The sequence below is a fragment of the Dactylosporangium sp. McL0621 genome, assembly GCF_049995355.1.
GTDB lineage: Bacteria > Actinomycetota > Actinomycetes > Mycobacteriales > Micromonosporaceae > Dactylosporangium.
Window position 1 is genome coordinate 8,899,261 of record NZ_CP188259.1, and the last position, 26,154, is coordinate 8,925,414.

Here is a 26,154-nt window from a genome sequence, read left to right on the forward strand (position 1 = left end):
GCCACCGCAAGGTTGCTGAACGGCCAAGATCCTCAGCTGGATCACAGTTGCGCGCGTCACGCCCCCGGCACGAGGGCGGCGCCCGAGGCGAGGGCGAGCCGGGCGTGGTGGAGGTCGTCCTCCTCGGCGGGGATGTCCAGGATGACCGACTCGACGCCGCGGGCCAGGTAGCCGGCGAGGTAGGCGCCCACCTCGTCGTAGGAGCCGACGAGGTACGGGCAGAACGTGCGGTACGTCGTGAACGGGTGCAGCCAGTAGACGCCCTCGGCCTCGGCCGCGGACAGCTCGGCGTGCCAGTGCGAGTCGGTCAGCCGGCTCACCACGCGGTGGCGGCGCTCCCCCATCGGGTCGCCCGGGAAACGCTCGTGGGCGGCCCGCCACGCCGCCGCGGTGTCCGCGCGGGCGATGATCCCCAGCCGGACGCCGGCGCCGCGCAGCAGCGGGCCGCCGGCCGGGTAGTCGCTCGCCGGCTTCGGGTAGGCGAACCGGAGAATTCCCAGCTCACCGGCGCACCGCACGCTGCGCTCGCTGGAGCCGGACAGCACCAGCCGGGGCGACAGCGGCGCTGGGGGCCGCTGCGGCAGCGAGGCCGCCCGCACCCGGTGGTAGCGGCCCTCGAAGGTGACCGGGCGGGGCGAGTCGAGCAGCTGCCGGACGATCGTGGCGTACTCGGTCAGGCGGTCGTAGCGCTCGTCGTGCTCCACGCCGTCGTCGCCGAGCGCCTCCAGGTGCTGCCGGGAGCCGCCCGTCACCAGGTTGAGGTGGATGCGCCGGCCGTGCAGGAAGGTGAGCGTGGCCGCCATCCGCGCGGCCGCGTAGGGCGAGACGTACACCGGCTGCACCGCCACCAGCGGCGTGGCCCGCTCGGCCTGCTCCAGGATCAGCTGGGCCACGAGCCAGGGGTCGATGAGGGAGTTGTCGGAGTACACCAGCAGCCCGGTGCAGCCGGCCGCATCGGTCCACCGGGTCACGTCGGCGAGACGCCGCCGGAAGGACGGGCCGTCGACCTGCACCGAGGCGGGCGCGGTCGTGTACACCTCGACGGACGCGAATGGTTGCATCCGGCAATCCTGCCCCCGGTGCCCCCGCGCCCGCTGACCCGTGGCCGCACGTGTGCCAGGCTCGGAGCATGACGACGAGCAGGCTCTCCGAGGTCGACCTGTCGGCCGACCTCTCCCGGACGGACGCCGAGGACCGGCTCGCCGCGGCGCAGCAGCGCCTGCTGCGCCTGCGCCTGCTCCTGGGCGGCCAGCTCGGCGCGCACAAGATCGGCCCGCCGCTGTGCGTGCTCTTCGAGGGCTGGGACGCCTCCGGCAAGGGCGGCACCATCAAGCGCCTGGTCGCCCCGCTCGACCCGCGCCATGTCCGCGTCTCCCAGTTCGCGGCCCCGACCTACGACGAGAAGCGGCACCACTTCCTGCAGCGGTTCTGGGGGGTCCTGCCCGGCTGGGGCGGCATGGCGGTGCTGGACCGCTCCTGGTACGGCCGCGTGCTGGTCGAGCGCGTCGAGGGCTTCGCCTCCGTCAAGCAGTGGAAGCGCGCCTACGACGAGATCGCCGAGTTCGAGCGCACGCTGACCGCCGAGGGCATGATCCTCATCAAGTTCTGGATGCACGTCTCGCCCGAGGAGCAGCTGCGCCGCTTCGAGGACCGGGCCGGCGACCCGCTGCGCTCGTGGAAGCTCACCGACGAGGACTGGCGCAACCGGGAGCGCCGCGGCGACTACGAGGCCGCGGTCGAGGAGATGTTCCAGCGCACCGACCGGCCCCGGGCCCGCTGGCACATCGTGCCCGGGGACAGCAAGCGCTACGCCCGCGTCGCCGTCCTGGAGCGGGTCTGCCACACCGTCGAGACGAAGCTGGCCAAGCGCGGCTATGACCTGCACGACGCGGACTGAGCTCCGGTTTGAAAACCCCCGGGGCAGGTGAAGATGTTCGGCATGGACGACATCACCGCGCTGATCCTCGACGACCACGCCGCCTTCCGCCGCGGCTTCGCGCGCCTCGACGACGCCGAGGGCGAGGAGCAGCTCGCCGCGGTGTGGAGCGCGCTGGCGCTGCACCTGGAGATCCACGCCGAGGCCGAGGAGCGGATCCTGTACCCGCACCTGCTGCGCCAGCGCACCGACGAGGCCGTCGAGGAGACCGACGACGCGATCCGCGACCACAACAAGATCCGCGACGCGATCGAGGCGGCCAACCGGCACCCGGCCGGCTCGGACGAGTGGTGGAAGGCGGTCTGGGACGCGCGCAAGGAGAACAGCGAGCACCTCACCGAGGAGGAGGACGAGGTGCTGCCCGACTTCCGCAGGCACGCCGGGGCGAAGCTGCGCATCGAGCTCGGCGAGCAGTGGCTGGCCTTCTACGGCGAACACCCCAGCGGCAAGGGCCTCACGTTCACGGACAAGGACCCGCAGCGGTACATCAACGAGCACAGCTGAGCGCGCACGGCATGATGTCCGGGTGAAGAAAGCCATCCCCGACTGGTTCGCGGGCGGCCTGATGGCCGTGGCGGTCCTGTGCGCCACGGCCGCGGTCAGCGTCGCGCTCGGCGCCCGGGTCCACCCGGTGCGCGCGAGCGTCGACGCGCTGCTGGTGCCCGCCCCCGCCAACGTCGGCTACGCGGCGTTCCTGGTGACCCTCGCGGCCGGCGTGCACAACCGCAAGCGGATCGCGTTCTGGCTGCTCGTGGGCGTGTTCGGGGTGCAGGGCCTGTACGACCTGTTCGTGCTGTCGGACCTGGGCGAGCGCGGCGCCGAGGCCCGCGAGCTGCACCTGCCGTTCCACGGCACGACCGCCGCGGCGGTGAACCTCGTGGTGACCGCGGCGCTGCTGGGGCTGCTGTGGCTGGGCCGGCCCCAGTTCGACGCCAAGGTCCAGCCGGCCAGCCTGCCCAAGGCCCTGGCCACGCTCGGCGTCCTGCTCCTCGCGTTCACGGCCGTCGGGTGGGGCCTGGTCGAGCTGTTCCCGGGCTCGCTCGGGCCCGGGGCGACGCGGCTGGCGTACAGCGGCCGGATCGTGCTCGGCGGCGCCTTCGCCTTCGACGTCGGCCGGCACGGGCGGGCCCCGGGCTGGGTCAACCTCGTGCTCGGCGTCTTCGGCGCGATCGCGCTCTTCGCGGCCCTCTTTGCGCTGCTGCGCTCGCAGCGCATGATCGCCTCGCTGGACCCGGAGGAGGAGCGCGCGGTGCGCCGGCTGCTGGCCGAGCACGGCGAGCGGGACTCGCTGGGGTACTTCGCCACCCGCCGCGACAAGGAGGTCATCCTGTCGCCCTCGGGCCGGGCCGCGGTCACCTATCGCGTGGTCTTCGGCGTGTCGCTGGCCAGCGGCGACCCGCTCGGCGACCCCGACGCGTGGGGGCCGGCGATCGAGGCGTGGCTGCGGGAGGCGCGCGAGTACGCCTGGACGCCGGCCGTGATGGGCGCGGGCGAGGAGGGCGCGACCGCGTACGCCCGGGCCGGGCTGCGCGTCATCGAGCTCGGCGACGAGGCGATCCTGCACGTGCGCGACTTCGACCTCGAGTCGGCCCGGCTGCGCCAGGTGCGCCAGGCGGTGCACCGGGTCGAGCGGGCCGGGTACACGGTGCGCATCCGCCGCCACGCCGAGATCAGCGCCGAGGAGATGGCGCGGATCATCGAGCTGGCCGCCCAGTGGCGCGACACCGAGACCGAGCGCGGCTTCTCCATGGCGCTGGGCCGCCTCGGCGACCCCAACGACGGCCGCTGCGTGCTCGTCGAGGCGCACGACGCCGACGGGCGCGAGGTCGCCCTGCTGTCGTTCACGCCGTGGGGCGCGGGCGGGCTGTCGCTGGACCTCATGCGCCGCGACCGGCAGTCCGACAACGGGCTCATCGAGACGATGGTCGCCACGCTCATGCGGGAGGCGCCGCGCATCGGCGTGCACCGGGTGTCGCTGAACTTCGCGGTGTTCCGGGCGGCGTTCGAGGAGGGCGCCCGCATCGGCGCCGGGCCGGTGCTGCGGCTGTGGCGGGCGCTGCTGCTCGTCGGGTCGCGGTGGTTCCAGCTGGAGTCGCTGTACCGCTCCAACGTGAAGTACAACCCCCAGTGGCTGCCCCGGTTCCTGTGCTTCGAGGACGTGCGGGACCTGCCCAAGGTCGGGCTCGCCTCCGGCGTCGCCGAGGGCTTCGTGGTCGTACCGTCGCTGCGCACCCTGCTGCGGCGGGGCAAGGCGTCGCCGTTCGCCACCGACCGCCGCGACCTCGTCATCACCGACGAGGAGCTCGCCGCCGCGACCGCCGCCGGGGCCGGGCCCGCCCAGCGCCGCCGGCCCGAGCAGGTCCGCATCCGCATGGCCAAGCTCGACGCGTTGCGGGCCAGGGGCATCGAGCCGTACCCGCCCGGCTTCCCCCGCACCCACAGCGTCGCCCAGGTCCGCGCCGCCCACCCCGGCCTGGCCGCGGACGCGCGCACCGGCGAGCGGGTCGCGGTGGCCGGCCGCGTGATCCGGGTGCGCGACCACGGCGGGCTGTGCTTCGCCACCGTGCGCGACTGGACCGGCGACGTCCAGGTGGTACTGACCGGGCGGCCCGACTTCGCCGCGACCGTCGACCTCGGCGACCACGTCGGCGTGGCCGGCGAGGTCGGCACCACGCGGCGCGGCGAGCTGTCGGTGTTCGCCGACGCGTGGGAGCTGACCGCGAAGTGCCTGCAGCCGCTGCCGGACAAGCACCGGGGCATGGCCGACCCGGAGGCGATGGTCCGCCGCCGCCACGTCGACCTCATCGTCAACCGGCCGGCCCGGGACATGGTGCGCACCCGCTCCGCGGTGACGTTCGCGCTGCGCCGGGCGCTGCACGCGCACGCGTACGTCGAGGTCGAGACCCCGATGCTGCAGCCGATCCACGGCGGGGCCAACGCCCGGCCGTTCGTGACCCACAGCAACGCCTACGACATGCGGCTCTACCTGCGCATCGCGCCGGAGCTGTACCTCAAGCGGCTGGCCGTCGGCGGCGTCGAGCGGGTCTTCGAGATCGGGCGCAACTTCCGCAACGAGGGCGTCGACGCGACCCACAACCCCGAGTTCACGATGCTGGAGGCCTACGAGGCGTACGGCGACTACACCACCATGCGCGGGCTGGTCCGCGAGCTGATCCTGACCGCCGCGGGCGACGAGCCGGTGCTGCGCCGCCCGTTCGCCGGGCAGGAGCGGGTCGTCGACCTGCGCGAGGACTGGCCGGTGGTGCCCGTCTACACCGCGGTGTCGGAGGCGGCCGGGGCGGCGGTGACCCCGGACTCGACGGTGGCCGAGCTGCGCGAGCTGGCCGACAAGCTCGCGATCGCCTGGCTCGACGGCTGGACGCACGGGCAGCTGGTGCTGGAGTTGTACGAGCACCTGGTGGAGGGCGCGACGGTCGGCCCGACGTTCTACACCGACTTCCCCGTCGACGTCTCCCCGCTGACCCGCGGGCACCGCGACGACCCGCGGCTGGCCGAGCGCTGGGACCTGGTGGCGTTCGGGATGGAGCTCGGCACCGCGTACACCGAGCTGGTCGACCCCGTGGAGCTGCGGGCCCGGCTGACCGCGCAGTCGCTGCGGGCGGCGGCCGGCGACCCCGAGGCGATGGAGCTCGACGAGGACTTCCTGGACGCGTTCGAGTTCGCGATGCCGCCCAGCGGCGGGCTCGGCCTGGGCGTTGACCGGCTCGTGATGCTGCTGACCGGCCGGACGATCCGCGAGACGCTCCCGTTTCCGCTGGTGAAGCCCGGACGTTAAAATTCGATCACGCTATAAAGAAGTTTGATTGCGCTTCCGATGGGAAACAGATCCCGAATGGCCCACGACAGCCCCACCCTGGACCTCCTCGAGCGGCTCGCCGCGGCTCCCGACCGGATGACCGTCGACGCGTTATGCCGCCAGATGGGGCTGCCCGAGCCGCTCGTGCGCGGGCGCCTGGCCCAGCTGGTCGCGCGCGGATGGGTCGAGGTTGACGCGGACGGCGTCACCTACACGATCGGCGTCGGGGCGTTACGGCCGATGAGCGCCTTCCTGTCCGCCGACCGCACCGCCCGCCTGGCCGGGCCGATCCTGGGCCGGCTGAGCGACCAGCTCGACGAGTCGGTGCGGCTGGTCCGCCTCGACGGCACCGAGATCGTCTGCCTCGCCGCGCGCGAGTCGGCCCACGACACCGGCAGCCCGGTGGTGGGGCGGCGCTTCCCGGCCATCTCCGCGGCCAGCGGGCGGGCGATCCTGGCCCGCCGCGACCACACCGAGGTCGAGGCGATCATCGCCGCCGGCGTCGCGGCGCACACCGCCGACTCGGTGGTCGACCGGGCTGAGCTCTACGCGGCGCTGGCCGACTGCCGGGAGCGCGGGGTGGCCTACGAGCGCGGCGAGCTGGTCCCCGGCGTCGGCTGCATCGCCGCCGCGGTCCGCGTCGACGGGCTGCTCGTCACCGACGCGATCAGCTGCGGGGTGCCGCTGGCGCGGCTGACCCACGACCACGCCGACGACGTCGCGGCGGGTGTGCGCCGCGCGGCCGACGACCTGGCGGCCGCTCTTCTCGCCTGAATTCGGCATTTGCGCAGCTTGTCCGCTTTTAGCATGAGGTATGGACGAGCGGATCGACCTGCCCGGGATCGGTACCAGCCACGTGGTCACCACCGGCTGGATCGCGGCGCGGCGGGCCGGGGTGGCGCTGACCGGGCGGGTGCGGGCCGGGGCCGCGCTGCTGCCCCGCGGCGAGTTCAACATCGTCATCGCCGGGCTGGCCGTGGCGGCCGGGGGCCATCCGCGGCTCGGGCCGCTCGCCGCCGCCTACGTGCTCATCCTGGCCGTCCTGGGCCCGCTCGCGGCCCCCGCGGCCGAGCCGGTCGCGCGGCTGTTCGCGCGCCGGGCCGCCCACGGACGAACAGTCGCATAACTGTGCCCGAAATGCGGAATTAATCTCATCCGCCGGGTTCGGCCGGGGCGCACGTGTTTGGCTCACGTCGGAGGTGCCACGGCAACGCTGCCGTGGTGGACGACGGGGGATCACCATGCTCAAGCACAACCGGATGCTGCCCGCGATCGGCGCGGCGACGCTCCTGGCCACGCTCATCGGGGCGCCCGCCCACGCGGCCGGCACGGGCAACGGGCCCGGCAGCGGGGCCGGCAGCGGGCCCGGCAGCGGGGCCGGCAGCGGGCCAGGCAGCGGGGCCGGCAGCGGGCCAGGCAGCGGGGCCGGCAGCGGGCCCGGCAGCGGGGCCGGCGGCGCCACGTTCGGCCAGGTCAAGCAGCACAAGGGCAAGGCCGCGGGGATGGCCTGCCACGAGCTGACCGTCGACGGCGGCTTCGAGACGCCCAAGCTCGGCAACCACGACTGGATGCAGTACGACGAGAACGACGTGCCGGGCTGGCGCACCGACGACCAGGACGGCAAGATCGAGATCTGGGGCGGCGGGATGGGCGTCGCCGCGCGCTTCGGCAAGCAGTTCGCCGAGATCAACGCGACCGGCACGGGCGACTCGATCTACCAGGACATCAAGACCAAGCCGGACACGAAGATCTACTGGTCGTTCTGGATCCGGGCGCGGGACACCTCGGACGGCCGGGACACGGACGCGACGTCGATCCACTTCGGGCGCACGCCGAAGAACGACACGAGCGTCATGGGCGTCGGCTCGGCCTTCGCGTACGCCAACTCCTCCGACGACGTGCGCTGGAAGCGGCTCTACGGCTGGTACAAGACCGGCCCGAACCAGACCTCGACCCGGGTCACGCTGACCGCGGACTCGAGCGCCTCGACCGACGAGGGCTACGGCAACCTGGTCGGCGGCCTCACCATCACCGAGAGCCCGAACTGCATGTAGGCACCCCGACGGCTGGACGCCGGTCGATGCGGAACTCTCGCATCGACCGGCGTCTTTGGCTGTCAAGAGCGGGTGAACTTGGTCGCATGCATAAGCCACTTCTATAAGTACGTGATACGAATGAGACATGCCCGCCGCTCGTACCGCATTGGACCCTGCGCGTCTGACGGTCGCCGTCGAACGCGTCTTCAGCCTCCTGCGGCAGGGCAACCCCCCGAACGACATCAGCCTCACGGCCGCCTCGACGCTGCGGCGCCTGGAGCGCACGGGGCCGCGGCGGCTCACCGAGCTCGCCACCGCGGAGGGCGTCACCCAGCCCGCCATGACCCAGCTCGTCCAGCGCCTGGAGCGGGAGGGGCTGGCCGACCGGGCCGCCGACCCCGCCGACGGCCGGGTCGTGCTGGTACGGATCACTCGGGCCGGGTCCGAGCTGCTCGAGCGCCGCCGGTCGGTGCGCGCCGGTCACCTCGCCGCCCTGCTGGTCGATTTGTCCGAACACGACGAGGCGCTGATCGCGGCCGCGCTGCCGGCGCTGGAGAGGCTCGCCAAGTGACCGACACCCTCAAGGCGGCCGGAGGCGGCCGGTCCGGCTTCCGCGGCGCCCTGTCGGGCGGCTCCGACCACCCGCACTACAAGTGGGTGGCGCTGTCCAACACCACCCTCGGCATGCTGATCGCGACGATCAACTCCTCGATCGTGCTCATCTCGCTGCCGGCCATCTTCAACGGCATCCACCTCAACCCGCTCGCCCCCGGCAACGTGTCCTACCTGCTGTGGATGCTGATGGGGTACATGCTCGTCAGCGCGGTGCTCGTGGTGACCCTGGGCCGGCTGGGCGACATGTACGGCCGGGTGCGCATCTACAACCTCGGCTTCGCGCTGTTCACGGTGACCTCGATCGCACTGTCGCTGGACCCGTTCGACGGGGGCGGCGGCGCGATGTGGCTCATCGGCTGGCGCGTGCTGCAGGCCGTCGGCGGCGCGATGCTCATGGCCAACTCGGCCGCCATCCTCACCGACGCCTTCCCGGCCGCCCAGCGCGGCATGGCCCTCGGCGTCAACATCGTGGCCGGCATCGCGGGCTCGTTCATCGGCCTGGTGCTCGGCGGCCTGCTCGCCGAGTGGAACTGGCGGGCCATCTTCTGGGTCAACGTGCCCATTGGCGTCATCGGCACGATCTGGGCGTACCGCAGCCTGCACGACACCGGCCTGCGCCGGCCCGGGCGCATCGACTGGTGGGGCAACCTCACGTTCGCGGCCGGGCTGACCGCGGTCCTGGCCGGGATCACGTACGGCATCCAGCCCTACGGCGGCCACAGCCAGGGCTGGACCAACCCGTGGGTGCTGACCGGCCTCATCGGCGGCGTGGCGGTCCTGGGCGTCTTCACGTGGATCGAGCGGCACGTGGCGGAGCCGATGTTCCCGCTCGGACTGTTCAAGATCCGGGCGTTCGCGTACGGCAACATCGCCGGCCTGCTCGCCGCGATCGCCCGCGGCGGCCTGCAGTTCATGCTCATCATCTGGCTGCAGGGCATCTGGCTGCCGCTGCACGGGTACACCTACGAGTCCACGCCGCTGTGGGCGGGCATCTACCTGCTGCCGCTCACCGTCGGCTTCCTCGCGGCCGGGCCGATCGCGGGGCACCTCTCGGACAAGTACGGCACCCGGCTCTTCGCGGCGTTCGGCCTGATCGTCATGGCGCTGTCCTTCGGCGGCCTGCTCATCCTGCCGACGGACTTCAGCTACTGGGCCTTCGCGCTGCTGGTGTTCCTCAACGGCCTCGGCGGCGGGCTCTTCGCGGCCCCGAACACCTCGCTGATCATGTCCAGCGTCCCGGCGCACCTGCGCGGCGCGGCGTCGGGCATGCGGGCCACGTTCCAGAACGCGGGCATGGTGCTGTCGATCGGCGTGTTCTTCTCGCTCATGATCGCCGGGCTGTCGACGTCGCTGCCCGACTCGCTCAACAACGGCCTGACCGCGCAGGGCGTCCCGCCCGAGGCGGCGCACCAGATCGCCGGCCTGCCGCCGGTGGGCACGCTCTTCGCGGCGTTCCTCGGCTACAACCCGATCCAGTCGCTGCTCGGCCCCGACCTGCTGGGCCGGCTGCCGGCGGCGAACGCGGCCACGCTCACCGGCCGGGAGTTCTTCCCGCACCTGGTGTCCGGACCCTTCCACGACGGGCTGGTCATCGTGTTCTGGCTGGCGATCGGCATGGCCCTGATCGGCGCCCTGGCCTCCCTCGTGAAGCCGGTCAAGCACCAGGACGAGCCGGCCGCCCAGTAGCTCCCTCCTGTGGGAAGGCGTCGCCGGTTCTGCCACGGGCCGGCGCGCCGCCGCGGACGGGCCGATCACCCCGGGGAGTGGGGTGCTCGGCCCGTCCGTTGTATCCGCTCCCGGAGGAAGGCCCGCTCCACGGCGTTGTCGCAGCGCTCCAGGGCCTCGGCGTACGCGGCCCGGGCCCCCTCGGCGTCGCCTAGGCGGTGCAGCAGGCCGGCGCGGGCGGCCGGGAGGTAGTGGTACCCGGCGAGGCGCGGGTCGGCCGCGAGCCCGTCGAGGATCCCGAGGGCCCGTTCGGGGCCGTGGACCATGGCCACCACCACCGCCCGGTTGAGCGCCACGACCGGGGACGGCCAGGCGGCCAGCAGCAGGTCGTACACGGCCAGCAGCTGCCGCCAGTCGGTCTCGGCGTAGCTGGGGGCCTCGGTGTACAGGGCGGCGATCGTGGCCTGCAGCGCGAAGCGGCCCGGGCGGCCGCCGCGCAGGGCCGCGCGCACCAGGGCCAGGCCCTCCGCGATCCGCCCGCGGTCCCAGCGGCCCCGGTCCTGCTCCTCCAGCAGCAGCAGCCGGCCGTCGCCGGCCAGGCGGGTGGCCCGCCGGGCGTCGTGCAGCAGCATCAGGGCGAGCAGGCCGGTCGCCTCGCGCTCGTCGGGCATGAGGGCGCACAGGGTGCGGGCCAGGTCGACGGCGCGCTCGACGAGGTCGTCGCGCAGCAGGGCGTCGCCGGTCGGGGCCGCGTGGCCGGTGGTGAACACCAGGTGCACGACGGTGAGCACGGCGTCGAGGCGGTCGGGCAGCTCCTCCGCCGCGGGCACCCGGTACGGGATGCGGGCGGCGGCGATCTTCTTCTTGGCCCGCGTGACGCGGGCGGCCATGGTGGGCTCGCCGACCAGGAACGCGTGGGCGATCTCGGCCGTGGTGAGCCCGCACACGAGCCGCAGGGTGAGCGCGAGCTGGGCCTCGCGGGCCAGCGCGGGGTGGCAGCACGTGAAGACCAGCCGGAGCCGCTCGTCCGGAATTTCCGACATTTCGCCCATTTCCGTCATGTCGGCCTCTTCGGGAATGACGAGCAGCGGCAGCTTGCTCCGCAGCGTGGCCGCCCGGCGGTGGGCATTGAGGGCACGGCGCTGGGCCGCGGTCGTCAGCCAGGCGCCGGGGTTGTCCGGCACCCCCTGGCGCAGCCACGCGTCGAGCGCGGACACGTACGCGTCCTGCACGCACTCCTCGGCGAGGTCCAGGTCGCGCGCGACGCGCACCGTCGCGGCGAGCACGCGGGCCCACTCGCGGCGGTGCGCGTCGGCGATCGCCGACCGGACGTCCGACGGCTCCGGCAACGCTTACTCGAAGACCATCACCGGGCGCACCTCGACGCCGCCGAAGCGGGCCGGGCACAGCTTGGCGATCTCGAGGGCGTGGTCGAGGTCCTTGGCGTCGATCAGGTAGTAGCCGCCGAGGACCTCCTTGGTCTCCACGAACGGGCCGTCGGTGACGACGTCGCCGCGGATGGAGGTGGCGCTGCCGGTGTCCCGCAGCGCGTTGCCGCCGGCCAGGGTGCCGCCGAGCTCGCCGACCTGCTCGGCGAAGCGGTTGTGGGCGTCCATGACCTCCTGGTACACCTGCGGGCTCGCCGTGGCGTAGCCGTTCTCGTCCTCGTAGATCAGGATCAGGTACTGGCTCATCGCGGTCTCCATCTGGCAAAGGTGTGTACTGACACTCCTACGTCAAACGGGCCTCGACGGAATCGACAACGCGGCTCGACTTTTCCTTCCTCGTGTACAGCAGCGCCCCGGCCGCGATCACGAGCGTGCCGAGCACGTACCAGCCGGTGACGAGCATGAGCCCGACCGAGGACACGAGCGCCGCGATCGCGCAGGCCCGGGCCCCGCGGCGCAGCAGCTTGACGGCGGCGGCCGAGCCCAGCAGGTACACCAGGACGAAGGAGCCGCTCGTGAGCAGGACGAGCGCGCGGGTGCCGGTGCCGGTGGCGGCGACCACGACCAGCGACACGGCGCCGAGGGCGGCCACGACGAGCAGGCTGCGGCGGGGCACCGCGCCCGGGGCGGCCCCGCGGCCGAACCAGGCCGGCAGCGCGCCGTCGCGGCCGAGGGCGGCGCCGAGCTTGGCCGCGCCGGCGTAGTAGGCGTTCATCGTGCCGAGCGTGAGCAGCACCGCGGCGCCGGCGGCGATGGTGCGCACCTGGCCGCCGACGCCGATGGCGAGCAGCTCGGCCAGGGGCGCGCCGCCGGCCTTGGGGTCGGCGGCGAGCCCGGGGCCGAGCACCAGGACGCTGGCGGCGGCGATGCCCAGGTACAGCACGGCCACCACGACCAGGGCGATCGCCGTGGCGCGGGGCAGGTCGCGGCCGGGGTGGCGGAAGTCCGCGGCCAGGGACGTGACCGCCTCCCAGCCGGCGAAGCCCCAGACCAGCACGGCGGCGGCGGGGCCGATCGCCCACCACCCGTGCGGCGCGAACGGGTGCAGGTTCGCGGCCCGGGCGTGCGGCAGGGCGGTGATCGTGGCGGTGAGCAGCAGCGCGACGAGCAGCGCGGCGAGGCCGAGCTGGAGGCGCCCGGAGACGCGCACGCCGCCGAGGTTGCCGGCCGTCACCACGAGCATCAGCCCGGCGGCGGTCGCGACGGTCGTGGTGGTGCCGCCGCCGAGCGCGGCCGCGACGTAGGCGCCGCCGAACAGCGCCGCGGCCGGCGCGCCGACCGGGATCGCGAAGTAGAACGACCAGCCGACCACGGCCGCGGCCCGGGGCCCGAACGCGCGCCGGGCGTAGGTGGCCACGCCGCCGGCGTCGGGGTAGCGCGCCCCGAGGGCGGCGAAGGTGGCGGCGAGCGGCACGGACAGCGCGACGAGGGCGGCCCAGGCGATCAGGGAGGCGGGCCCGGCGGTCTGCGCGGCGAGCGCGGGCAGCGCGATCACGCCGGTGCCGAGCACGGCCCCGATCGAGAGCGCGGCGCCCTGCGGAACGGTCATCACGACGATGATCTTCCCGGTCCGGTACCGGCGGCTCCAGTGGCAGGAATGCCGATCTGCGCTAGATTTCTGCCATGAGCCGCCACGTCGTGGGCGTAGCCGTCACCGCGGACATGCCGGTGTTCGAGCTCGCCGTGCCGTGCGAGGTGTTCGGCGTCGACCGGACCGACCTCGCCGACCCCTGGTACGAGCTGCGCTTCACCGCCTCGGACCCGGGCCGCCACGCCGCCCGCTCGGGCCTGAGCATCGACGCGCCGTACCCGCTGTCGTCCCTGCCCGACGCCGACACCGTGATCGTGCCGGCCTTCTCCCGGGCCCGGCAGATCGAGCCGCCGGAGGACCTCGTCGCCGCGGTGCGCGACGCCCACGCCCGCGGCAAGCGGATCGTGGCCATCTGCACCGGCGCCTACGTGCTGGCCGCGGCGGGCCTGCTCGACGGGCGCCGCGCCACCACGCACTGGATGAACGCCTTCGACTTCGCCCAGCGCTACCCGCGCGTGACCTTCGACCCGGACGTGCTCTACACCGAGGAGGGCAACCTCTTCACCTCGGCCGGCACCGGCGCGGCGATCGACCTGTGCCTGCACCTGGTGCGCCTCGACCACGGCGCGGCGGTCGCCAACGAGGTCGCCCGCCGCATGGTGGTGCCGCCGCACCGCGACGGCGGGCAGTCCCAGTTCGCGACGGCCCCGCCGCGCCCGCGCGGCCACGACGGCCTCGGCGGCGCCCTGGACTGGGCCCGCCGCCGCCTCGACCAGCCGCTGACCGTCGCCGACCTGGCCCGGGAGGCACGGCTGAGCCCGCGCACGTTCGCCCGCCGCTTCCGCGAGAGCGTGGGGACGAGCCCGCTGCAGTGGCTGGTGGGGCAGCGGGTGCGCCTGGCCCAGGAGCTGCTGGAGACGACCGACGAGTCGATCGAGCGGATCGCGCACCGGACCGGCTTCGGCACCCCGGCGAACCTGCGCATCCACTTCGCGCGGCAGACGAGCGTGACGCCGACGACGTACCGCCAGGTCTTCCACCGCTGACGCCTCAGCCCTCGAGGGTCAGGGCGACCTCCCGGTAGCGCGACACCGGCACGAGGTGGACCCCGTCGAAGGCGCCGGTCCCGCGCAGGGCCGCCACCCGCTCGCAGGCCTCGGCCACGCCGGCCCGCGGGTCGGCGGCCACCCGGTCGACCAGGGCGGCCGGGATGTCGATGTCGGGGATGGTGGCCGCCAGCCGGCGGGCCATCGCCGCGCTGGCCAGGACCAGGACGCCCGCGTACACCTTCTGGGTCAGCGCCGTCTCCTCGCGCCAGCGCAGCAGGGCGCCCGTGTCGAAGCTCATCTGGGCGAAGACGAAGTCGGCCTCGCGCTTCCAGGCCGGCACCTTGCGCAGCCCGGCCGCGACGCCGATGCGCGGCGGGCGGAAGCCGTCGCGCTCCCCCATGGCCCGCGCCTCGGCGATCATCGTGCGGACCGTGAGCTCGCTGGTGCGCGTGCCGGCCGTCGGCTGGTCGCCGTGCACGAAGAGGAACTCGTGCACGCCGTAGGCCGCGGCCGTCAGCAGGTCGCGGTGCAGGCCCAGGAGGTTGCGGTCGCGCGAGTTGAGGCAGGCGATGCTGCGCCCGCCCATCGCGGCCACCTCGTGCGCCACGGCGACGCTGGACACCGTGGCGCGGCCGATGTGGTTGTCGGGGATGAGGAACGCGTCGGCCACCGGGGCGAGGACGCCGATCTGGTGCCGCACGTGCCGCAGATCCGGGCGCGTCGGCGGCTCGATCTCGCAGACGACCTCGAACTCGTCGGCCATGCTCCTAGTTCAGCACGGGATCAGCTCGGTCCGTCGCACCTTCACCCGGGTGCCGTCGGTCAGGGTCACCTCGACCCGGCCCACCATGTCGGTGTCGCCGAAGGCGTAGATCTCCTTGCCGTCGTGCTCGGCGAGCTGCGCGTGGCTCGGCCGCAGCACCCACTTCAACTCGCGCGATCTGCCCGATTTACCCGTTTTAGCCATAATGTCCACGGTACGGGCGGGGGCCGCCCCGCGCGGGTAAGCGCGCGGGGCCGGCGCCGTTTGTCAGCCTTCGCGGGTGAGCTGGTCGCGCAGCGACTTGAGCGCCCCGGCCAGCAGCCGCGACACGTGCATCTGGGAGATTCCCAGCTCGGCCGCGATCTGGGACTGGGTCAGGTTGCCGTGGAACCGCATCGCGATGATCTTCTGCTCGCGCTCCGGCAGCCGGGCCAGCAGCGGGCGCAGGGCCTCGCGGTTCTCCACGTTGCGCATGTCGGGGTCGTCGCCGCCGAGCAGGTCGCCGAGGCCGTTGGCGCCGCCGTCGCCGCCGTCGCCCACGGGCGCGTCCAGGGACAGGGCGCGGTACGCCTGCCCGCAGTCGAGGCCCTCGATGACCTCCTCCTCGCTGACGTCCAGGCGCTTGGCGAGGTCGGCGACGGTCGGCGAGCGGCCGAGGTCCTGGGCCAGGTCACCGGAGACCTTGCTGATCTCCAGGCGCAGCTCCTGGAGGCGGCGGGGGACGCGGACGTCCCAGCCCTTGTCGCGGAAGTGCCGCTTGAGCTCGCCGACGATCATCGGGATCGCGTAGCTGGTGAAGGCCGCCCCGCGGTTGGGGTCGAAGCCGTCGACGGACTTGATCAGGCCGAGGTTCGCCACCTGGACGAGGTCCTCGAGCTGCTCGCCGCGGTTGCGGAAGCGGCGGGCCAGGTACTCGGCGAGCGGGATGTACAGCTCGATGAGCCGGGCGCGCACACGGTCCCGGTCGGGGCCGCCGGGCAGGTCGCCCAGCAGGGACAGCAGCGCCTTGGCCTGGGCATCGGTCTCGCGGTTGGCGCGGGTGCCGTGCTGGTTGGCCTGGACGGACTCTGGCTGGTGAACGGCAATGCTCATGGCTGACGGGCCTTTCACTTCGGGTACCGCACGACCGGGCCACGACGCGTGAGCGTTTCGGTGGCGTGCAGGCGGGAAACCCTGCAGATGGGCAGGGCGATATGCCTGGGAGTGTTCCGGTCGAGTAACGCGGGGCGCCCATGTCTTGAGCGCCGGCGCAGACCTCCGGCGTCGCCACGCTCCGGGGGGCCGCCGCTGTCTGGACGGGCCCGGCCGCACGGGGATATACGTCACCCGACGGGGTGGGACGTCTTCCACCTTACAAGAACTTGCCGCAGGACAAAAGACGGGGCCCCGTCCACGCCGGTCGGGCCATATTGTGGCGGCCATGACGATCGATGCCACGGTCCCGAACGTCGCCCGGATGTACGACTACTACCTCGGCGGGTACCACAACTTCGCCGCCGACCGGGAGGCGGCCGAGAAGATCCTGGCGATCTTCCCCGACACGCCGGCGGCCGCGCACGGCAACCGGCGCTTCCTGCAGCGGGCGGTACGGTACCTGTCCCGCGAGGCGGGCGTGCGCCAGTTCCTCGACATCGGCGCCGGGCTGCCGACCCAGGGCAACGTGCACGAGCACACCGACGGGCGGGTGGTGTACGTCGACAACGACCCCGTCGCCGTCGCGCAGGCCCGCGCGCTGGTCGAGGACGACGAGCGGGTGGCGGTGGCCCAGGCCGACCTGCGCGAGCCCGAGGAGCTGCTGGCCGACCCGCACGTCTCGGGCCATCTCGACCTCGGCGAGCCGGTCGCGGTACTGCTGGTGTCGATCCTGCACTTTGTCCCCGACGAGGCCGACCCGTGGGCGATCATCGCCCGGCTGCGCGACGCGATGGCGCCGGGCAGTCACCTGGTGGTGTCGCACCTGACCCTCGACGGCGTCGACGCGGGGCCGGCCGGCGAGGGCACGCAGGTGTACCGCCGGTCGAGCGCCCCGATCGTGCCGCGCCCGCGCGCGGAGATCGAGCGCTTCTTCGACGGCTTCGACCTGGTCGACCCGGGCCTGGTGTGGGTCGGGCAGTGGCGGCCGGCGCCGGGCGAGGACGCGACGTCGCACGGCTACGGCGCGGTGGGGATCAAGCGTTCGTAGCGCAACCCCCGCCGGATTGGTCCCTGACCGCTAGCCGACAGCGGCCCATCATCCCCCGCCTTCGATGCGAAGTCCTTCCGCAGGCGGTCCGACAGCCCGGACCGCCACGGATGTGGGAGGACCACAGATGCGACTCGCTACCGTCCTGCGGGCCGGCGCCGCCACGGCGGTGGCCGCCGGCGTCGCGCTGGCCGGCCTGGGACCCGTCTCGTCGGCGGCGTCGAGCCACCGGGAGGCGCCGCTCATCGCGGCCGACCCCGCGGTCGACAACACCGATCTCTACGCCTTCGTCAGCCCCGAGCGGGCCGGCTACGTCACGTTCATCGCCAACTGGCAGCCGTTCTCCGACCCCGACGGCGGGCCGAACTTCTACCCCTTCGCCACCGACGCCGCTTACCTCATCAACGTCGACAGCGACGGCGACGCCAAGGCCGACGCCGTGTTCCGGTGGACGTTCCAGAACGTCGACAAGCGCGGCAAGAACACCTTCCTGTACGCCAACGGCCCGGTGACGTCGCTCGACGACGAGAACCTGCTGTTCCGCCAGACGTACACCCTCGAGTCGTCGTTCCACGGCGAGCCGTTCAAGACCCGCATCTCCGGCGCCCCGGTCGCCCCGTCGCGGGTCGGCCGGGCGACCATGCCGGACTACGCGAAGCTGCGCGCCGACGCGAACAAGCGCCTGCCGGGCGGCTGGAACACCTACGCCGGGCAGGCCGACGACCCGTTCTTCCTCGACCTGCGGGTGTTCGACCTGCTCTACGGCGGGGACCTGAGCGAGGTCGGGCGGGACACGCTGGAGGGGTACAACGTCAACACCATCGCCCTGCAGGTGCCCTTCACCGACGTGGCGCTCAAGGGCGACCCGCAGCGCAACCCGGTGGTCGGCATCTGGACCACCACCGAGCGGGGGCGGACCCGGCTCACCTCCGGCGACATCCGCACCGCCGACCGGGTGCAGGTCTCCCGGCTGGGCAACCCGCTGGTCAACGAGGTCGTCGTGCCGGCCGCGCTCAAGGACGCGTTCAACGCGATAAGCCCCGACAAGGACGCCGGCATCCCCGACGTCGTGCAGCGGGTCACCGACCCGGAGCTGCCCAAGCTCATCGAGGGCATCTACAAGGTGCCCGCGCCGGCCACGCCCCGCAACGACCTGGTCGAGATCTTCCTGACCGGCATCACCACGAAGGCCGGCGGCCCGATCAAGGCGGACCTGAACTCGCAGCTGAACAACGCCGACGTGAACGCCTCGAGCTTCCGGCCGTCGGAGATGCTGCGGCTCAACCTGTCCGTGCCGGTCACCGCGCAGCCGAACCGGCTCGGGGTGCTCGGCGGCGACCTGCAGGGCTTCCCGAACGGCCGCCGCCTAGGCGACGACGTCGTGGACATCTCGCTGCAGGCGGTCGAGGGCGCGGCGGTGACGGGCAAGCTCGTCGACGCGCTCGCGGCGGGCGACAAGGTGGACGCGAACGACAACGCGTTCTCCGGCTCGTTCCCGTACGTCGCGCTGCCCAACTCCTCCCGCGCCGCGGCGCCGTCCGCGACCTCGTCCGGGCCCACCGCCGCACCTTCGGCGTCGGCCTTCGACGTGAAGCCGTCGGCGTTCGAGTCCGGCGAGGGCATGACGGCCGTGACCGTCGGAACCTCGGCGCTGGCCGCCGGGCTCGGCGCGACCCTGTTCGTCGGCTGGTGGCGGCGCCGCCGCTCACCGTTGGCCTGAGTGGACGAGGAGGCGATCGCCGTGCGACTTCGCATGATCATCACCGTGGTGCTGGCCGCCGCCCTGCTCTCCGGGCTCGGGGCGCTGGCCGGACGCACCGGCAGTACCACGGAAACCGCGTTCGGCGCGCCGGACCGTCCGGCCGCCAAGCTACCCGCGGCGATCGCCGCCTACCAGCAGCGCCTGCGCAAGGTCCCGGGCGACTGGACCACCTGGGCCGCGCTCGGCTCCGCCTACCTCGAGCAGGCGCGGGCCGTGGCCGACCCGTCCTACTACCCGAAGGCGGAGGGGGCGCTGCGCAAGTCCCTGGAGGTGCGGGCGGGCAACGCGCTCGCCCTGGCCGGGCTGGGCGCGCTGGCCAACGCCCGGCACGACTTCACCGGCGCGCGGGGCCTGGCCGAGCAGGCCCTCGCCGCCGACCCGTACTCCGACACCGCCTACGGTGTCCTCGCCGACGCCCAGACCCAGCTCGGGCACCCCGCGGAGGCGACGGACGCGGTCCAGCACATGCTCGACCTGCGCCCGGGCCTCGCCTCGTACACGCGGGCGTCCTACGACCTGGAGCAGCACGGCCGGCGTACCGACGCGATCGACCTCATGCAACGGGCGCTCGCGGCGGCCACCGAACCCGCCGACCTCGCCTTCTGCCACCAGCACCTGGCCGCGCTCGCGTGGGCCGCGGGCGACGTGGCCACCGCGGCGCGGGAGGTGTCGCTGGGGCTCGCCGCCGACGTCACGGCCGCCGGGCTGTGGCAGCTCAAGGCCCGGGTCGACGCCGCGAGCGGCGACCTCGCCGCGGCGCTGGCCGACCTCGACAAGGTCGTGTCCCGCACCCCGACCGTCGACGCCCTGGTCGAGCAGGCGCGCATGCTCACCGCGGCCGGCCGCGACCCGGGCGCGTCGCTGCGCCTCGCCGAGGCGGCGCACCAGCTGTTCACGGCCAACGGCGGCACCGACGACCTCGGCGCCTCGGCCCTGGCTCTGGCGGCCGGCCGCCCCGCGGAGGCCGTGCAGCTGGCCCGGCAGGAGTGGGACCGGCGCCAGTTCGCCGAGGTCGCCGACGCCGTGGCCTGGAGCCTGAACGCGGCCGGGCGGCCGGCGGAGGCGCTGCCGTACATCCAGAAGGCCGAGGCCCTCGGGCAGCTCGACCCGGCGGTGGCCTTCCACCACGGGATGATCGCCCTGGGCGCGGGCGACCGCGTGACCGCCCGCCTGCAGCTGCAGCTGGCCCTGTCGCTGAACCCGCACTTCTCGCCGCTGGACGCCCCGGTCGCCGTGTCGACGCTGGCGGGCCTGTCATGAGGTACCTGTGGATCGCCCTGGTCTTCGCCGGCGTGCTCCTCGTCCCCGGCACCGCCCACGCCCACCCGCTGGGCAACTTCTCGGTCAACCGCCTGGCCGCGCTCACCTTCACCCCGTCCGCGGTCGAGGTGACGGTGACCGTGGACTTCGCCGAGCTGCCGACGGTGCAGCTGGACCTGGCGGCCGCGCCGGAGTGCACGGCGTTCGCGTCGGCCTTCTCGGTGCGCGTGTCCTCCACCCCGCTGACCTTCGCGGTCGGTTCGCCGTCCCTGGTGTACTCGCAGGGGGCGGCCGGTCTGCGCACCGCCCGACTGACCTGTTCCCTGAGCGCGCCGGCCGACCTGTCGCGCCGGTCCGCTGTTGCGGTCGAGAGCCACTACCGCGACGACCGCGTGGGGTGGCGCGAGCTCACGGCGGCCGGGTCGGGGGTCCACCTCGAGTCGTCATTGCCGGCGTCCTCGCGGACGGACGGCCTGCGGACGTACCCGGACGATCTGCTGAGCTCGCCGCTGGACGTGCGCAGCGCGCAGCTCACCGTGGTGCCGGGCGGTTCGACGGCGCCGTCGGCGGCTCCTTCGGCGCCGGCACTCCCGTCCTGGCTGAGCCGTGCGGAGTCGCTGCTGCGGGGGTGGGTGGGGTCGCGGTCGCTCACGCCGTGGGTTGGCCTGCTCGCCGTGCTGCTCGCGCTGGTCCTGGGCGGGGCGCATGCCGCGCTGCCCGGGCACGGGAAGACGGTGATGGCGGCGTACCTCGCCGGGCGGCGGGGGCGGCCGCGGGACGCCTTGGCGGTGGGGGCGACGGTGACGCTCACGCATACGGGGGGCGTGCTGGTGCTGGGCCTGCTGCTGACGACGGTGGCCGGGCTGGCCGGGGAGCGGATTCTGTCCGGGCTGGGGGTGGTGAGCGGGGTGCTGGTGGCCGCGGTGGGCATCGGCATGCTGCGCCGCCGCCGCGGGGCGCCGGCTCACTCCCACTCCCACGGCCCGCACGCTTCCCACACCCATTCCCACGGCCCGGACTCGTCCCACTCCCACGGTTCGGACTCCCACAGCGCGCACTCCCACCATCCGGACGACACCCATTCCCACGACTCGGACCACGGTCACTCCCACCATCCGGACCGCCCGAGCCGCTGGGCAATCGTCGGCATGGGCGTGGCGGGCGGCCTGGTCCCGAGCCCGTCCGCCCTGGTGGTCCTGCTGGGCGCGATCGGCCTGGGCCGCACCTGGTTCGGCGTCCTGCTGGTACTGGCCTACGGCGCCGGCATGGCCGCGGTACTCACCGCCGCCGGCCTGCTCCTGATCCGCATCCGCGACCGCTGGCGGTGGCCGGCCCGCCTGCGCCCGGGCCCGCGCCTGGCCGCCTGGGCCCCGAACGGCACGGCCGCCCTGGTCCTGCTGGTCGGCTCCGCCCTGGCCATCCGATCGCTGGTAACCCTGTAACCACATACGGTAATGACGGCCGGGCGGGGCAGGCGTGGGGGCGGCGGGGGCGGTATTCTGTGCTCGGGCAGTGCGCCTGCCCGAGCCTTACCCGGCCGCCCACGCCGACCGGGCCCGAGGCCAAGAGGCTACGACTCAGCGCACCGACCCGGGCAGGGCCGCGCCCTGCCCGGCGGGAGGCAGCCGCCGTCCGAACGGTGCGAGCGTGGGTCGACGCCGGAGGACTCGAGATGGCCGACCAGCCGCAGGACCCGACCCCACCACCAGACGAGCTCGCAGGCTCCGAACCGCCCCGAATCCGCGACGCCGAGGCCCACGAGCCTCCCACGGCTCCGCCTTCCCCCGGGCCTCAGCCGGAAGCCGCGGAGACCCCATCTTCGGGCTACTCCACGTCTGAGCGTGGGGACGCGGCGGACCCACCATCGCTTCCTCCGCCCGCTCCCGGCTCTGCGGTCTCCACTCCGCCGGCCTCCACTCCGCCGGCCTCCACCCCCGTAGCAGCCCCGGTCTCCACTCCCCCGGCGGCCGCGCCGATCTCCACTCCCCCGGCTTCCACCCCGGCAGCCCCGGTCTCCACTCCTCCGGCAGCCCGCCAGGGCCGGCCGGGTTCCCGATCCGGCCGCGACCGGGCCCGCCGCCGAGCGGTACGCGCCCACGCCGCCCAAACCGGCGTCGCCTACTCCATCGCCGCCCGCCAACTGGCCGCCGCCGCCCTCGCCCCGGGCGAGAGCCTGGCCAACACGGGCCGCACCGTCTACCCGGCGGCCCTGTCCCACGGCCGCTGGACCATCCTCTCCCGCGAGACCCGCGCCCCCGAGGACAAGCTGGCGACCACGAGAATCGCCGCCCGCATCCCGACCGGCCGCGCCCGCCACCTCACCGACCGCTTCCCGCCGGGCGAACTCGCGGGCCTGCACTTCTACGGCGGCGACCTGCGCCCCGAACTGCTCGCCCTGGTGTACCTGGCGATCGCCCACGAGTCCCCCGGCCTCATCCCCCCACCGCTCGACCTGGCCTGGACCGCCGAGCTGGGCGAGGAGACCGCGGTCGACACCACGTGCGCCGACCTCGACCGCGCCGCCCGCGCCCTGCTGTCCGACCGCGCCGCCGCGCGCTGGCACCGCATCGACGCCGCCCTGGCCGCGGCCCAGCATCACCCCGAGCCGGCCACCCGCTACGCCGCGGACCTGCTGACCCTCGCCCACCGCCGCCTGTGCACCCCGACCGAGGACCACGCGGGCGACCCGCATGTGCCACCGGCCCCCTGGCCCGGCGTACGCCAGACCCTCGACGCCCTCCTCATCGTCTCCGAGGACGGCCACGCCCCAGGCACCCGAATCCGCCGGCCCGGCCAGACCCCCCACCGCGAGGGCACGGTCCTGGGCGCCCACTGGACCGCGACGGGCCCGCCGACCGCGTACGACATCACCTTCGACGACGACCCCGCCACCCGCACCGTCACGCCCTCGGAGATCGTCGTGCTGCCGGGCCAGGAGTCCGACGCCCCCGCCCTCGCCCTCTGACCCCCGGCAACCGGCGCCAATCGGTCGGGCTCGCAGCCAGTTGCCCGCGACCCGGCATCGCCCCTTCGCGCCCGGACCCGATCAGCTTCGCCACACCGGGCGGGCCCGAAGGCGACCGGTGCATGCGGGTGGGAGACGTCGGCGCGGCGTTCGGGGCCGGACCTCCTGCGGCGCCGGGAGCCCAGTCGGCCGGCCAGCAGTGGCCAACCGGAGAACTGACAACCGCTTCAGTCGCGGGCCAGCGTGCGGAAGCCAGCCGCGGCACGGACTCCCGCCGCGGCCGCCGGTCGGCGCGCGGCAGCCGCCCGGAGCGCCGACAACCGCTTCAATCACGAGCCAGCGAGCGGAAGCCAACCGAGGCGCTCGCTCCCGCCGCGGCCGACCGGAGCGCCGACAACCGCTTCAATCACGAGCCAGCGAGCGGAAGCCACCCGAAGCGCTCACTCCCGCGACGGCCGACCGAAGCACTGACAACCGCTTCGATCACGAGCCAGCGAGCGGAACCCAGCCGACGCGCTCACTCCCGCGACCGCCGACCGGAGCGCCGACAACCGCTTCGATCACGAGCCGGCGAGCGGGAGCCAGCCGAAGCGCTGACTCCCGCGACCGCCGGCCGGAGCGGTGTGCCCGCGTCGGCCGCCGGCTCATGAGCAACAGGCGACTGGAGTGTCGTTGCCCGCGGCGGGCGGCTGGGGCGTTGTCTGCTGACTGGGCTTCAGGCGAGAACCTCGGCGGGCGGTGGCGCGGCGATGAGGGTGGGAGTGATCGTGAACGTCAGGCCGGTGGCGGCCGTGTCGACGGTGACTGTGTCGCCCGGGTTGAGCGTCGTGCGCAGGAGTTGGGTTGAGAGTTCGTTCTCCAGTTCGCGCTGGATGGTGCGGCGCAGGGGGCGGGCGCCCAGGGTCGGGTCCAAGCCCGTTGTGGCCAGGTGGTGGCGGGCGGCGTTCGTGACCGACAGGACTATGCCCCGGGAGTCGAGCTCCAGGGCTACCCGGCTCAGGTGCTGGTCGACGATCGTCAGCAGGTGGGCCGGGGTCAACGGGTGGAAGACCAGGACGTCGTCGATGCGGTTGAGGAACTCCGGACGGAAGTGGCGGCGCAGGTCGCGGGCGAACGGGGACTGGGGATCGGTCGGTGCGGTGGCCGACGGACTCGGCGATGCCGCGGGGACCTGCTCCTCGGTGCCGGCCTGGAGGGCGACGGCCCGGTGTGTGGGCGTGGCGAAGCCGGCCGGGGTCGTCGACGTGCCCAGGTTGGTCGTCAGGATGAGGACCGTGTGGCGGAAGTCGGCGCGGCGGCCCTGGGCGTCGGTCAGGTGGCCGTCCTCCAGGATCTGCAGCAGGGCGTTGAAGACGTCCGGGTGGGCCTTTTCGATCTCGTCGAAGAGGATGACCGAGAACGGGCGGCGGCGGACCCGTTCCGTCAGCTGGCCGCCGTCGTCGTGGCCGATGTAGCCCGGCGGGGCGCCGACCAGGCGGGCGACCGTGTGGTGGTCGTGGTACTCCGACATGTCCAGCTGGATGAGGGCGTCCTCGGCGCCGAAGAGGTACTCGGCCAGGGCCTTGGCCAGGGAGGACTTTCCGACCCCGGACGGGCCCGCGAAGATGAACGAGGCCGTCGGGCGGTGCGGGTCGCTCAGGCCCGTGCGCGCGCGGCGGATCGCCGAGGCCACGGCGCGCACGGCGTGGGTCTGGCCCACCACGCGCTCCCGCAGCGAGTCTTCCAGGGTCAGCAGCCGCGTGGCCTCGTCCGCGGACAGGGCGCCCACCGGGATGCCCGTCCACGTGGCCAGCACCTCCGCGATCCGGTTGCGGTCCACCACGATCGGGGACGGGGCCGACGAACCGGGAGGAGGCGCGGCGGGAAGCGGCGCCAGGGCCGCCCGCGCGCCGGACTCGTCCAGCAGGTCGATCGCCTTGTCCGGCAGGCGGCGGTCGGGCACATAGCGGTCGGCCAGGGTCACGGCCGCGGCCAGGGCGTCCTCGGTGTAGGTCACGCCGTGGTGGGACTCGTAGGCGGCGCGCAGCCCGTGCAGGATCTCCAGGCTCTCGGCCACTGTCGGCGGCTCGACCGTCACCTGCTGGAAGCGGCGGTCGAGGGCGCCGTCCTTGAGGATGTACCGCCGGTACTCATCCGTCGTCGTCGCGCCGATCGTCTGCAGCTCGCCGCGGGCCAGCAGCGGCTTGAGCAGGGACGCGGCGTCGATCGCGCCCTCGGCCGCGCCCGCACCGACCAGGGTGTGGATCTCGTCGATGAAGACGATGACGTCGCCGCGGGTGCGGATCTCCTTGACGACCTTGCGCAGGCGCTCCTCGAAGTCGCCGCGGTACCGCGAGCCCGCCACGAGCCCGCCGAGGTCCAGCGAGTACACGCTGCGGCCGGTCAGCGCGGCCGGCACCTTCCCGGCCGCGATGCGCTGGGCGAGGCCCTCGACGACGGCGGTCTTGCCGACGCCGGGCTCGCCGGTGAGGATCGGGTTGTTCTTGCGCCGGCAGGTGAGGATCTGCACGACCCGCTCGATCTCGGCGTCGCGGCCGATGACCGGGTCGAGGGCGCCGTTGCGGGCGTCGGCGGTCAGGTCGTGGCCGAACTGGTCGAGCGTCGGGCTGGACGGGCGGTCGGCCGGGCCCGCCGGCGCGAGGGTCGACGGGTGGCCGGTCAGGCCGTCCATAATCTGGGCGCGCAGCGCGTTGGGGGCGGCGCCGAGGCGGATCAGGACCTGCGCGGCGGTGCCCTCGCCGTCGCGGATCAGGCCCAGCAGCACGTGCTCGGTGCACACGTGGTTGTGGCCGAGGCGCAGCGACTCGCGCAGCGCCAGCTCCAGGATCTTCTTGGCCCGGGGCGTGAAGGGGATGTGCCCGGTCGGGACGTGCGCGCCGACGCCGACGATCTCCTCCACCTCGTGGCGGGCCTTGTCCAGGGTGATGCCGAGGGCCCGCAGGGCCGCGGCGGCCACGCCCTCGTTCTCCAGCAGCAGGCCCAGGAGCAGATGCTCCGAGCCGAGGTAGTTGTGGTTGAGGGTGCGGGCGGACTCCTGGGCCAGCACGACGACGCGGCGCGCGGCATCCGTGAAGCGCTCGAACATGGGGCATCGACGCCTTCCCGGCGGGCCCCTGAACACGGCA

At 73.8% G+C, this 26,154-nt stretch carries 20 protein-coding genes and 3 pseudogenes; 14 read left to right on the plus strand and 9 right to left on the minus strand.

The window, feature by feature from the left end; genetic code table 11:
* Positions 1 to 56: 56 nt before the first annotated feature.
* The gene (locus tag ACPPVO_RS42205; RefSeq protein WP_426504190.1) at positions 57 to 1,061 is read right to left on the minus strand and encodes an LLM class flavin-dependent oxidoreductase; all 1,005 of its coding nucleotides are present in this window, start codon (positions 1,059 to 1,061) and stop codon (positions 57 to 59) included.
* Positions 1,062 to 1,129: 68 nt separating this feature from the next.
* Here ACPPVO_RS42205 and ACPPVO_RS42210 point away from each other — a divergent pair, with 68 nt between their 5' ends.
* The 8 genes and pseudogenes from ACPPVO_RS42210 (at position 1,130) to ACPPVO_RS42245 (ending at position 10,090) form a co-directional block, all read left to right on the plus strand.
* Entirely contained in the window at positions 1,130 to 1,897 is a 768-nt protein-coding gene (locus tag ACPPVO_RS42210; protein WP_426504191.1) for a polyphosphate kinase 2 family protein, read from the plus strand.
* Positions 1,898 to 1,939: 42 nt separating this feature from the next.
* Positions 1,940 to 2,440, plus strand: a complete 501-nt coding sequence (locus tag ACPPVO_RS42215) for a hemerythrin domain-containing protein (protein WP_426504192.1) — start codon at positions 1,940 to 1,942, stop codon at positions 2,438 to 2,440.
* Between the two features lie 61 nt (positions 2,441 to 2,501).
* Entirely contained in the window at positions 2,502 to 5,732 is a 3,231-nt protein-coding gene (lysX, locus tag ACPPVO_RS42220) for a bifunctional lysylphosphatidylglycerol synthetase/lysine--tRNA ligase LysX (RefSeq protein ID WP_426514791.1), read from the plus strand.
* Between the two features lie 57 nt (positions 5,733 to 5,789).
* On the plus strand, positions 5,790 to 6,527 hold the full coding sequence (locus tag ACPPVO_RS42225) for an IclR family transcriptional regulator (protein ID WP_426504193.1): 738 nt from the start codon (positions 5,790 to 5,792) through the stop codon (positions 6,525 to 6,527).
* Positions 6,528 to 6,618: 91 nt separating this feature from the next.
* Positions 6,619 to 6,879 (plus strand): annotated as a pseudogene (locus ACPPVO_RS42230) (cation:proton antiporter); the annotation flags it as partial.
* Positions 6,880 to 6,994: 115 nt separating this feature from the next.
* Entirely contained in the window at positions 6,995 to 7,807 is an 813-nt protein-coding gene (locus ACPPVO_RS42235) for a hypothetical protein (RefSeq protein ID WP_426504195.1), read from the plus strand.
* 127 nt (positions 7,808 to 7,934) lie between these two features.
* A complete protein-coding gene (locus ACPPVO_RS42240) occupies positions 7,935 to 8,360 on the plus strand; it encodes a MarR family winged helix-turn-helix transcriptional regulator (RefSeq protein WP_426504196.1) in 426 nt (141 codons plus the stop codon).
* A complete protein-coding gene (locus tag ACPPVO_RS42245; RefSeq protein ID WP_426504197.1) occupies positions 8,357 to 10,090 on the plus strand; it encodes an MFS transporter in 1,734 nt (577 codons plus the stop codon). Before ACPPVO_RS42240 ends, ACPPVO_RS42245 begins: the two co-directional genes overlap by 4 nt.
* Positions 10,091 to 10,155: 65 nt before the next feature.
* Here ACPPVO_RS42245 and ACPPVO_RS42250 read toward each other — a convergent pair whose 3' ends face one another.
* The 3 genes from ACPPVO_RS42250 to ACPPVO_RS42260 all read right to left on the minus strand — a co-directional run bounded on the left by ACPPVO_RS42250 (position 10,156) and on the right by ACPPVO_RS42260 (position 13,066).
* Positions 10,156 to 11,355 (minus strand): RNA polymerase sigma factor, encoded by a 1,200-nt coding sequence (locus tag ACPPVO_RS42250; protein ID WP_426514792.1) that lies wholly within the window; start codon positions 11,353 to 11,355, stop codon positions 10,156 to 10,158.
* Positions 11,356 to 11,421: 66 nt separating this feature from the next.
* Positions 11,422 to 11,763, minus strand: coding sequence for a YciI family protein (locus ACPPVO_RS42255; RefSeq protein ID WP_360393313.1), 342 nt, complete (start codon positions 11,761 to 11,763; stop codon positions 11,422 to 11,424).
* 37 nt (positions 11,764 to 11,800) lie between these two features.
* A complete protein-coding gene (locus ACPPVO_RS42260; protein ID WP_426504198.1) occupies positions 11,801 to 13,066 on the minus strand; it encodes an amino acid permease in 1,266 nt (421 codons plus the stop codon).
* Positions 13,067 to 13,140: 74 nt separating this feature from the next.
* Between ACPPVO_RS42260 and ACPPVO_RS42265 the strand changes: the two genes are divergently transcribed.
* Positions 13,141 to 14,094, plus strand: coding sequence for a GlxA family transcriptional regulator (locus ACPPVO_RS42265; RefSeq protein ID WP_426504199.1), 954 nt, complete (start codon positions 13,141 to 13,143; stop codon positions 14,092 to 14,094).
* Positions 14,095 to 14,098: 4 nt separating this feature from the next.
* On the opposite strand, the gene ACPPVO_RS42270 is transcribed toward ACPPVO_RS42265, so the two are convergent.
* From ACPPVO_RS42270 to ACPPVO_RS42280, 3 genes are all read right to left on the minus strand, one after another.
* Positions 14,099 to 14,860, minus strand: a complete 762-nt coding sequence (locus ACPPVO_RS42270) for a methylenetetrahydrofolate reductase (RefSeq protein ID WP_426504200.1) — start codon at positions 14,858 to 14,860, stop codon at positions 14,099 to 14,101.
* A 9-nt stretch (positions 14,861 to 14,869) separates the two neighbouring features.
* A complete protein-coding gene (locus ACPPVO_RS42275; protein WP_426504201.1) occupies positions 14,870 to 15,028 on the minus strand; it encodes a hypothetical protein in 159 nt (52 codons plus the stop codon).
* Positions 15,029 to 15,127: 99 nt separating this feature from the next.
* A complete protein-coding gene (locus tag ACPPVO_RS42280; RefSeq protein ID WP_426504202.1) occupies positions 15,128 to 15,952 on the minus strand; it encodes a SigB/SigF/SigG family RNA polymerase sigma factor in 825 nt (274 codons plus the stop codon).
* 328 nt (positions 15,953 to 16,280) lie between these two features.
* Between ACPPVO_RS42280 and ACPPVO_RS42285 the strand changes: the two genes are divergently transcribed.
* From ACPPVO_RS42285 to ACPPVO_RS42305, 5 genes are all read left to right on the plus strand, one after another.
* Positions 16,281 to 17,042, plus strand: a complete 762-nt coding sequence (locus tag ACPPVO_RS42285; protein ID WP_426504203.1) for an SAM-dependent methyltransferase — start codon at positions 16,281 to 16,283, stop codon at positions 17,040 to 17,042.
* A 127-nt stretch (positions 17,043 to 17,169) separates the two neighbouring features.
* Positions 17,170 to 18,762 carry a DUF4331 domain-containing protein gene (locus tag ACPPVO_RS42290; protein WP_426504204.1) on the plus strand — a complete coding sequence of 531 codons (1,593 nt, stop codon included), beginning with the start codon at positions 17,170 to 17,172 and terminating at the stop codon, positions 18,760 to 18,762.
* On the plus strand, positions 18,763 to 20,064 hold the full coding sequence (locus tag ACPPVO_RS42295) for a hypothetical protein (RefSeq protein ID WP_426504205.1): 1,302 nt from the start codon (positions 18,763 to 18,765) through the stop codon (positions 20,062 to 20,064).
* Positions 20,061 to 21,506 (plus strand): nickel/cobalt transporter, encoded by a 1,446-nt coding sequence (locus tag ACPPVO_RS42300; RefSeq protein ID WP_426504206.1) that lies wholly within the window; start codon positions 20,061 to 20,063, stop codon positions 21,504 to 21,506. The genes ACPPVO_RS42295 and ACPPVO_RS42300 overlap by 4 nt, the downstream gene beginning before the upstream one ends.
* 230 nt (positions 21,507 to 21,736) lie before the next feature.
* A complete protein-coding gene (locus tag ACPPVO_RS42305) occupies positions 21,737 to 23,029 on the plus strand; it encodes a hypothetical protein (protein ID WP_426504207.1) in 1,293 nt (430 codons plus the stop codon).
* Positions 23,030 to 23,744: 715 nt separating this feature from the next.
* On the opposite strand, the pseudogene ACPPVO_RS42310 reads toward ACPPVO_RS42305, so the two are convergent.
* Together ACPPVO_RS42310 and ACPPVO_RS42315 are read right to left on the minus strand one after the other, a co-directional pair.
* Positions 23,745 to 25,628, minus strand: a pseudogene (locus tag ACPPVO_RS42310) (ATP-dependent Clp protease ATP-binding subunit); the annotation flags it as partial.
* An 89-nt stretch (positions 25,629 to 25,717) separates the two neighbouring features.
* A pseudogene (locus ACPPVO_RS42315) lies at positions 25,718 to 26,114 on the minus strand (Clp protease N-terminal domain-containing protein); the annotation flags it as partial.
* Positions 26,115 to 26,154 lie beyond the last annotated feature (40 nt).

Coding starts and splice junctions, on each gene's coding strand:
- ACPPVO_RS42280 (WP_426504202.1), bottom strand. CDS start 15,952: ATGAGCATTGCCGTTCACCAGCCAGAGTCCGTCCAGGCCAACCAGCAC.
- ACPPVO_RS42270 (WP_426504200.1), bottom strand. CDS start 14,860: ATGGCCGACGAGTTCGAGGTCGTCTGCGAGATCGAGCCGCCGACGCGC.
- ACPPVO_RS42255 (WP_360393313.1), bottom strand. CDS start 11,763: ATGAGCCAGTACCTGATCCTGATCTACGAGGACGAGAACGGCTACGCC.
- ACPPVO_RS42300 (WP_426504206.1), top strand. CDS start 20,061: ATGAGGTACCTGTGGATCGCCCTGGTCTTCGCCGGCGTGCTCCTCGTC.
- lysX (WP_426514791.1), top strand. CDS start 2,502: ATGGCCGTGGCGGTCCTGTGCGCCACGGCCGCGGTCAGCGTCGCGCTC.
- ACPPVO_RS42225 (WP_426504193.1), top strand. CDS start 5,790: ATGGCCCACGACAGCCCCACCCTGGACCTCCTCGAGCGGCTCGCCGCG.
- ACPPVO_RS42285 (WP_426504203.1), top strand. CDS start 16,281: ATGACGATCGATGCCACGGTCCCGAACGTCGCCCGGATGTACGACTAC.
- ACPPVO_RS42265 (WP_426504199.1), top strand. CDS start 13,141: ATGAGCCGCCACGTCGTGGGCGTAGCCGTCACCGCGGACATGCCGGTG.
- ACPPVO_RS42305 (WP_426504207.1), top strand. CDS start 21,737: ATGGCCGACCAGCCGCAGGACCCGACCCCACCACCAGACGAGCTCGCA.
- ACPPVO_RS42235 (WP_426504195.1), top strand. CDS start 6,995: ATGCTCAAGCACAACCGGATGCTGCCCGCGATCGGCGCGGCGACGCTC.
- ACPPVO_RS42205 (WP_426504190.1), bottom strand. CDS start 1,061: ATGCAACCATTCGCGTCCGTCGAGGTGTACACGACCGCGCCCGCCTCG.
- ACPPVO_RS42260 (WP_426504198.1), bottom strand. CDS start 13,066: ATGACCGTTCCGCAGGGCGCCGCGCTCTCGATCGGGGCCGTGCTCGGC.
- ACPPVO_RS42215 (WP_426504192.1), top strand. CDS start 1,940: ATGGACGACATCACCGCGCTGATCCTCGACGACCACGCCGCCTTCCGC.
- ACPPVO_RS42210 (WP_426504191.1), top strand. CDS start 1,130: ATGACGACGAGCAGGCTCTCCGAGGTCGACCTGTCGGCCGACCTCTCC.
- ACPPVO_RS42240 (WP_426504196.1), top strand. CDS start 7,935: ATGCCCGCCGCTCGTACCGCATTGGACCCTGCGCGTCTGACGGTCGCC.
- ACPPVO_RS42290 (WP_426504204.1), top strand. CDS start 17,170: ATGCGACTCGCTACCGTCCTGCGGGCCGGCGCCGCCACGGCGGTGGCC.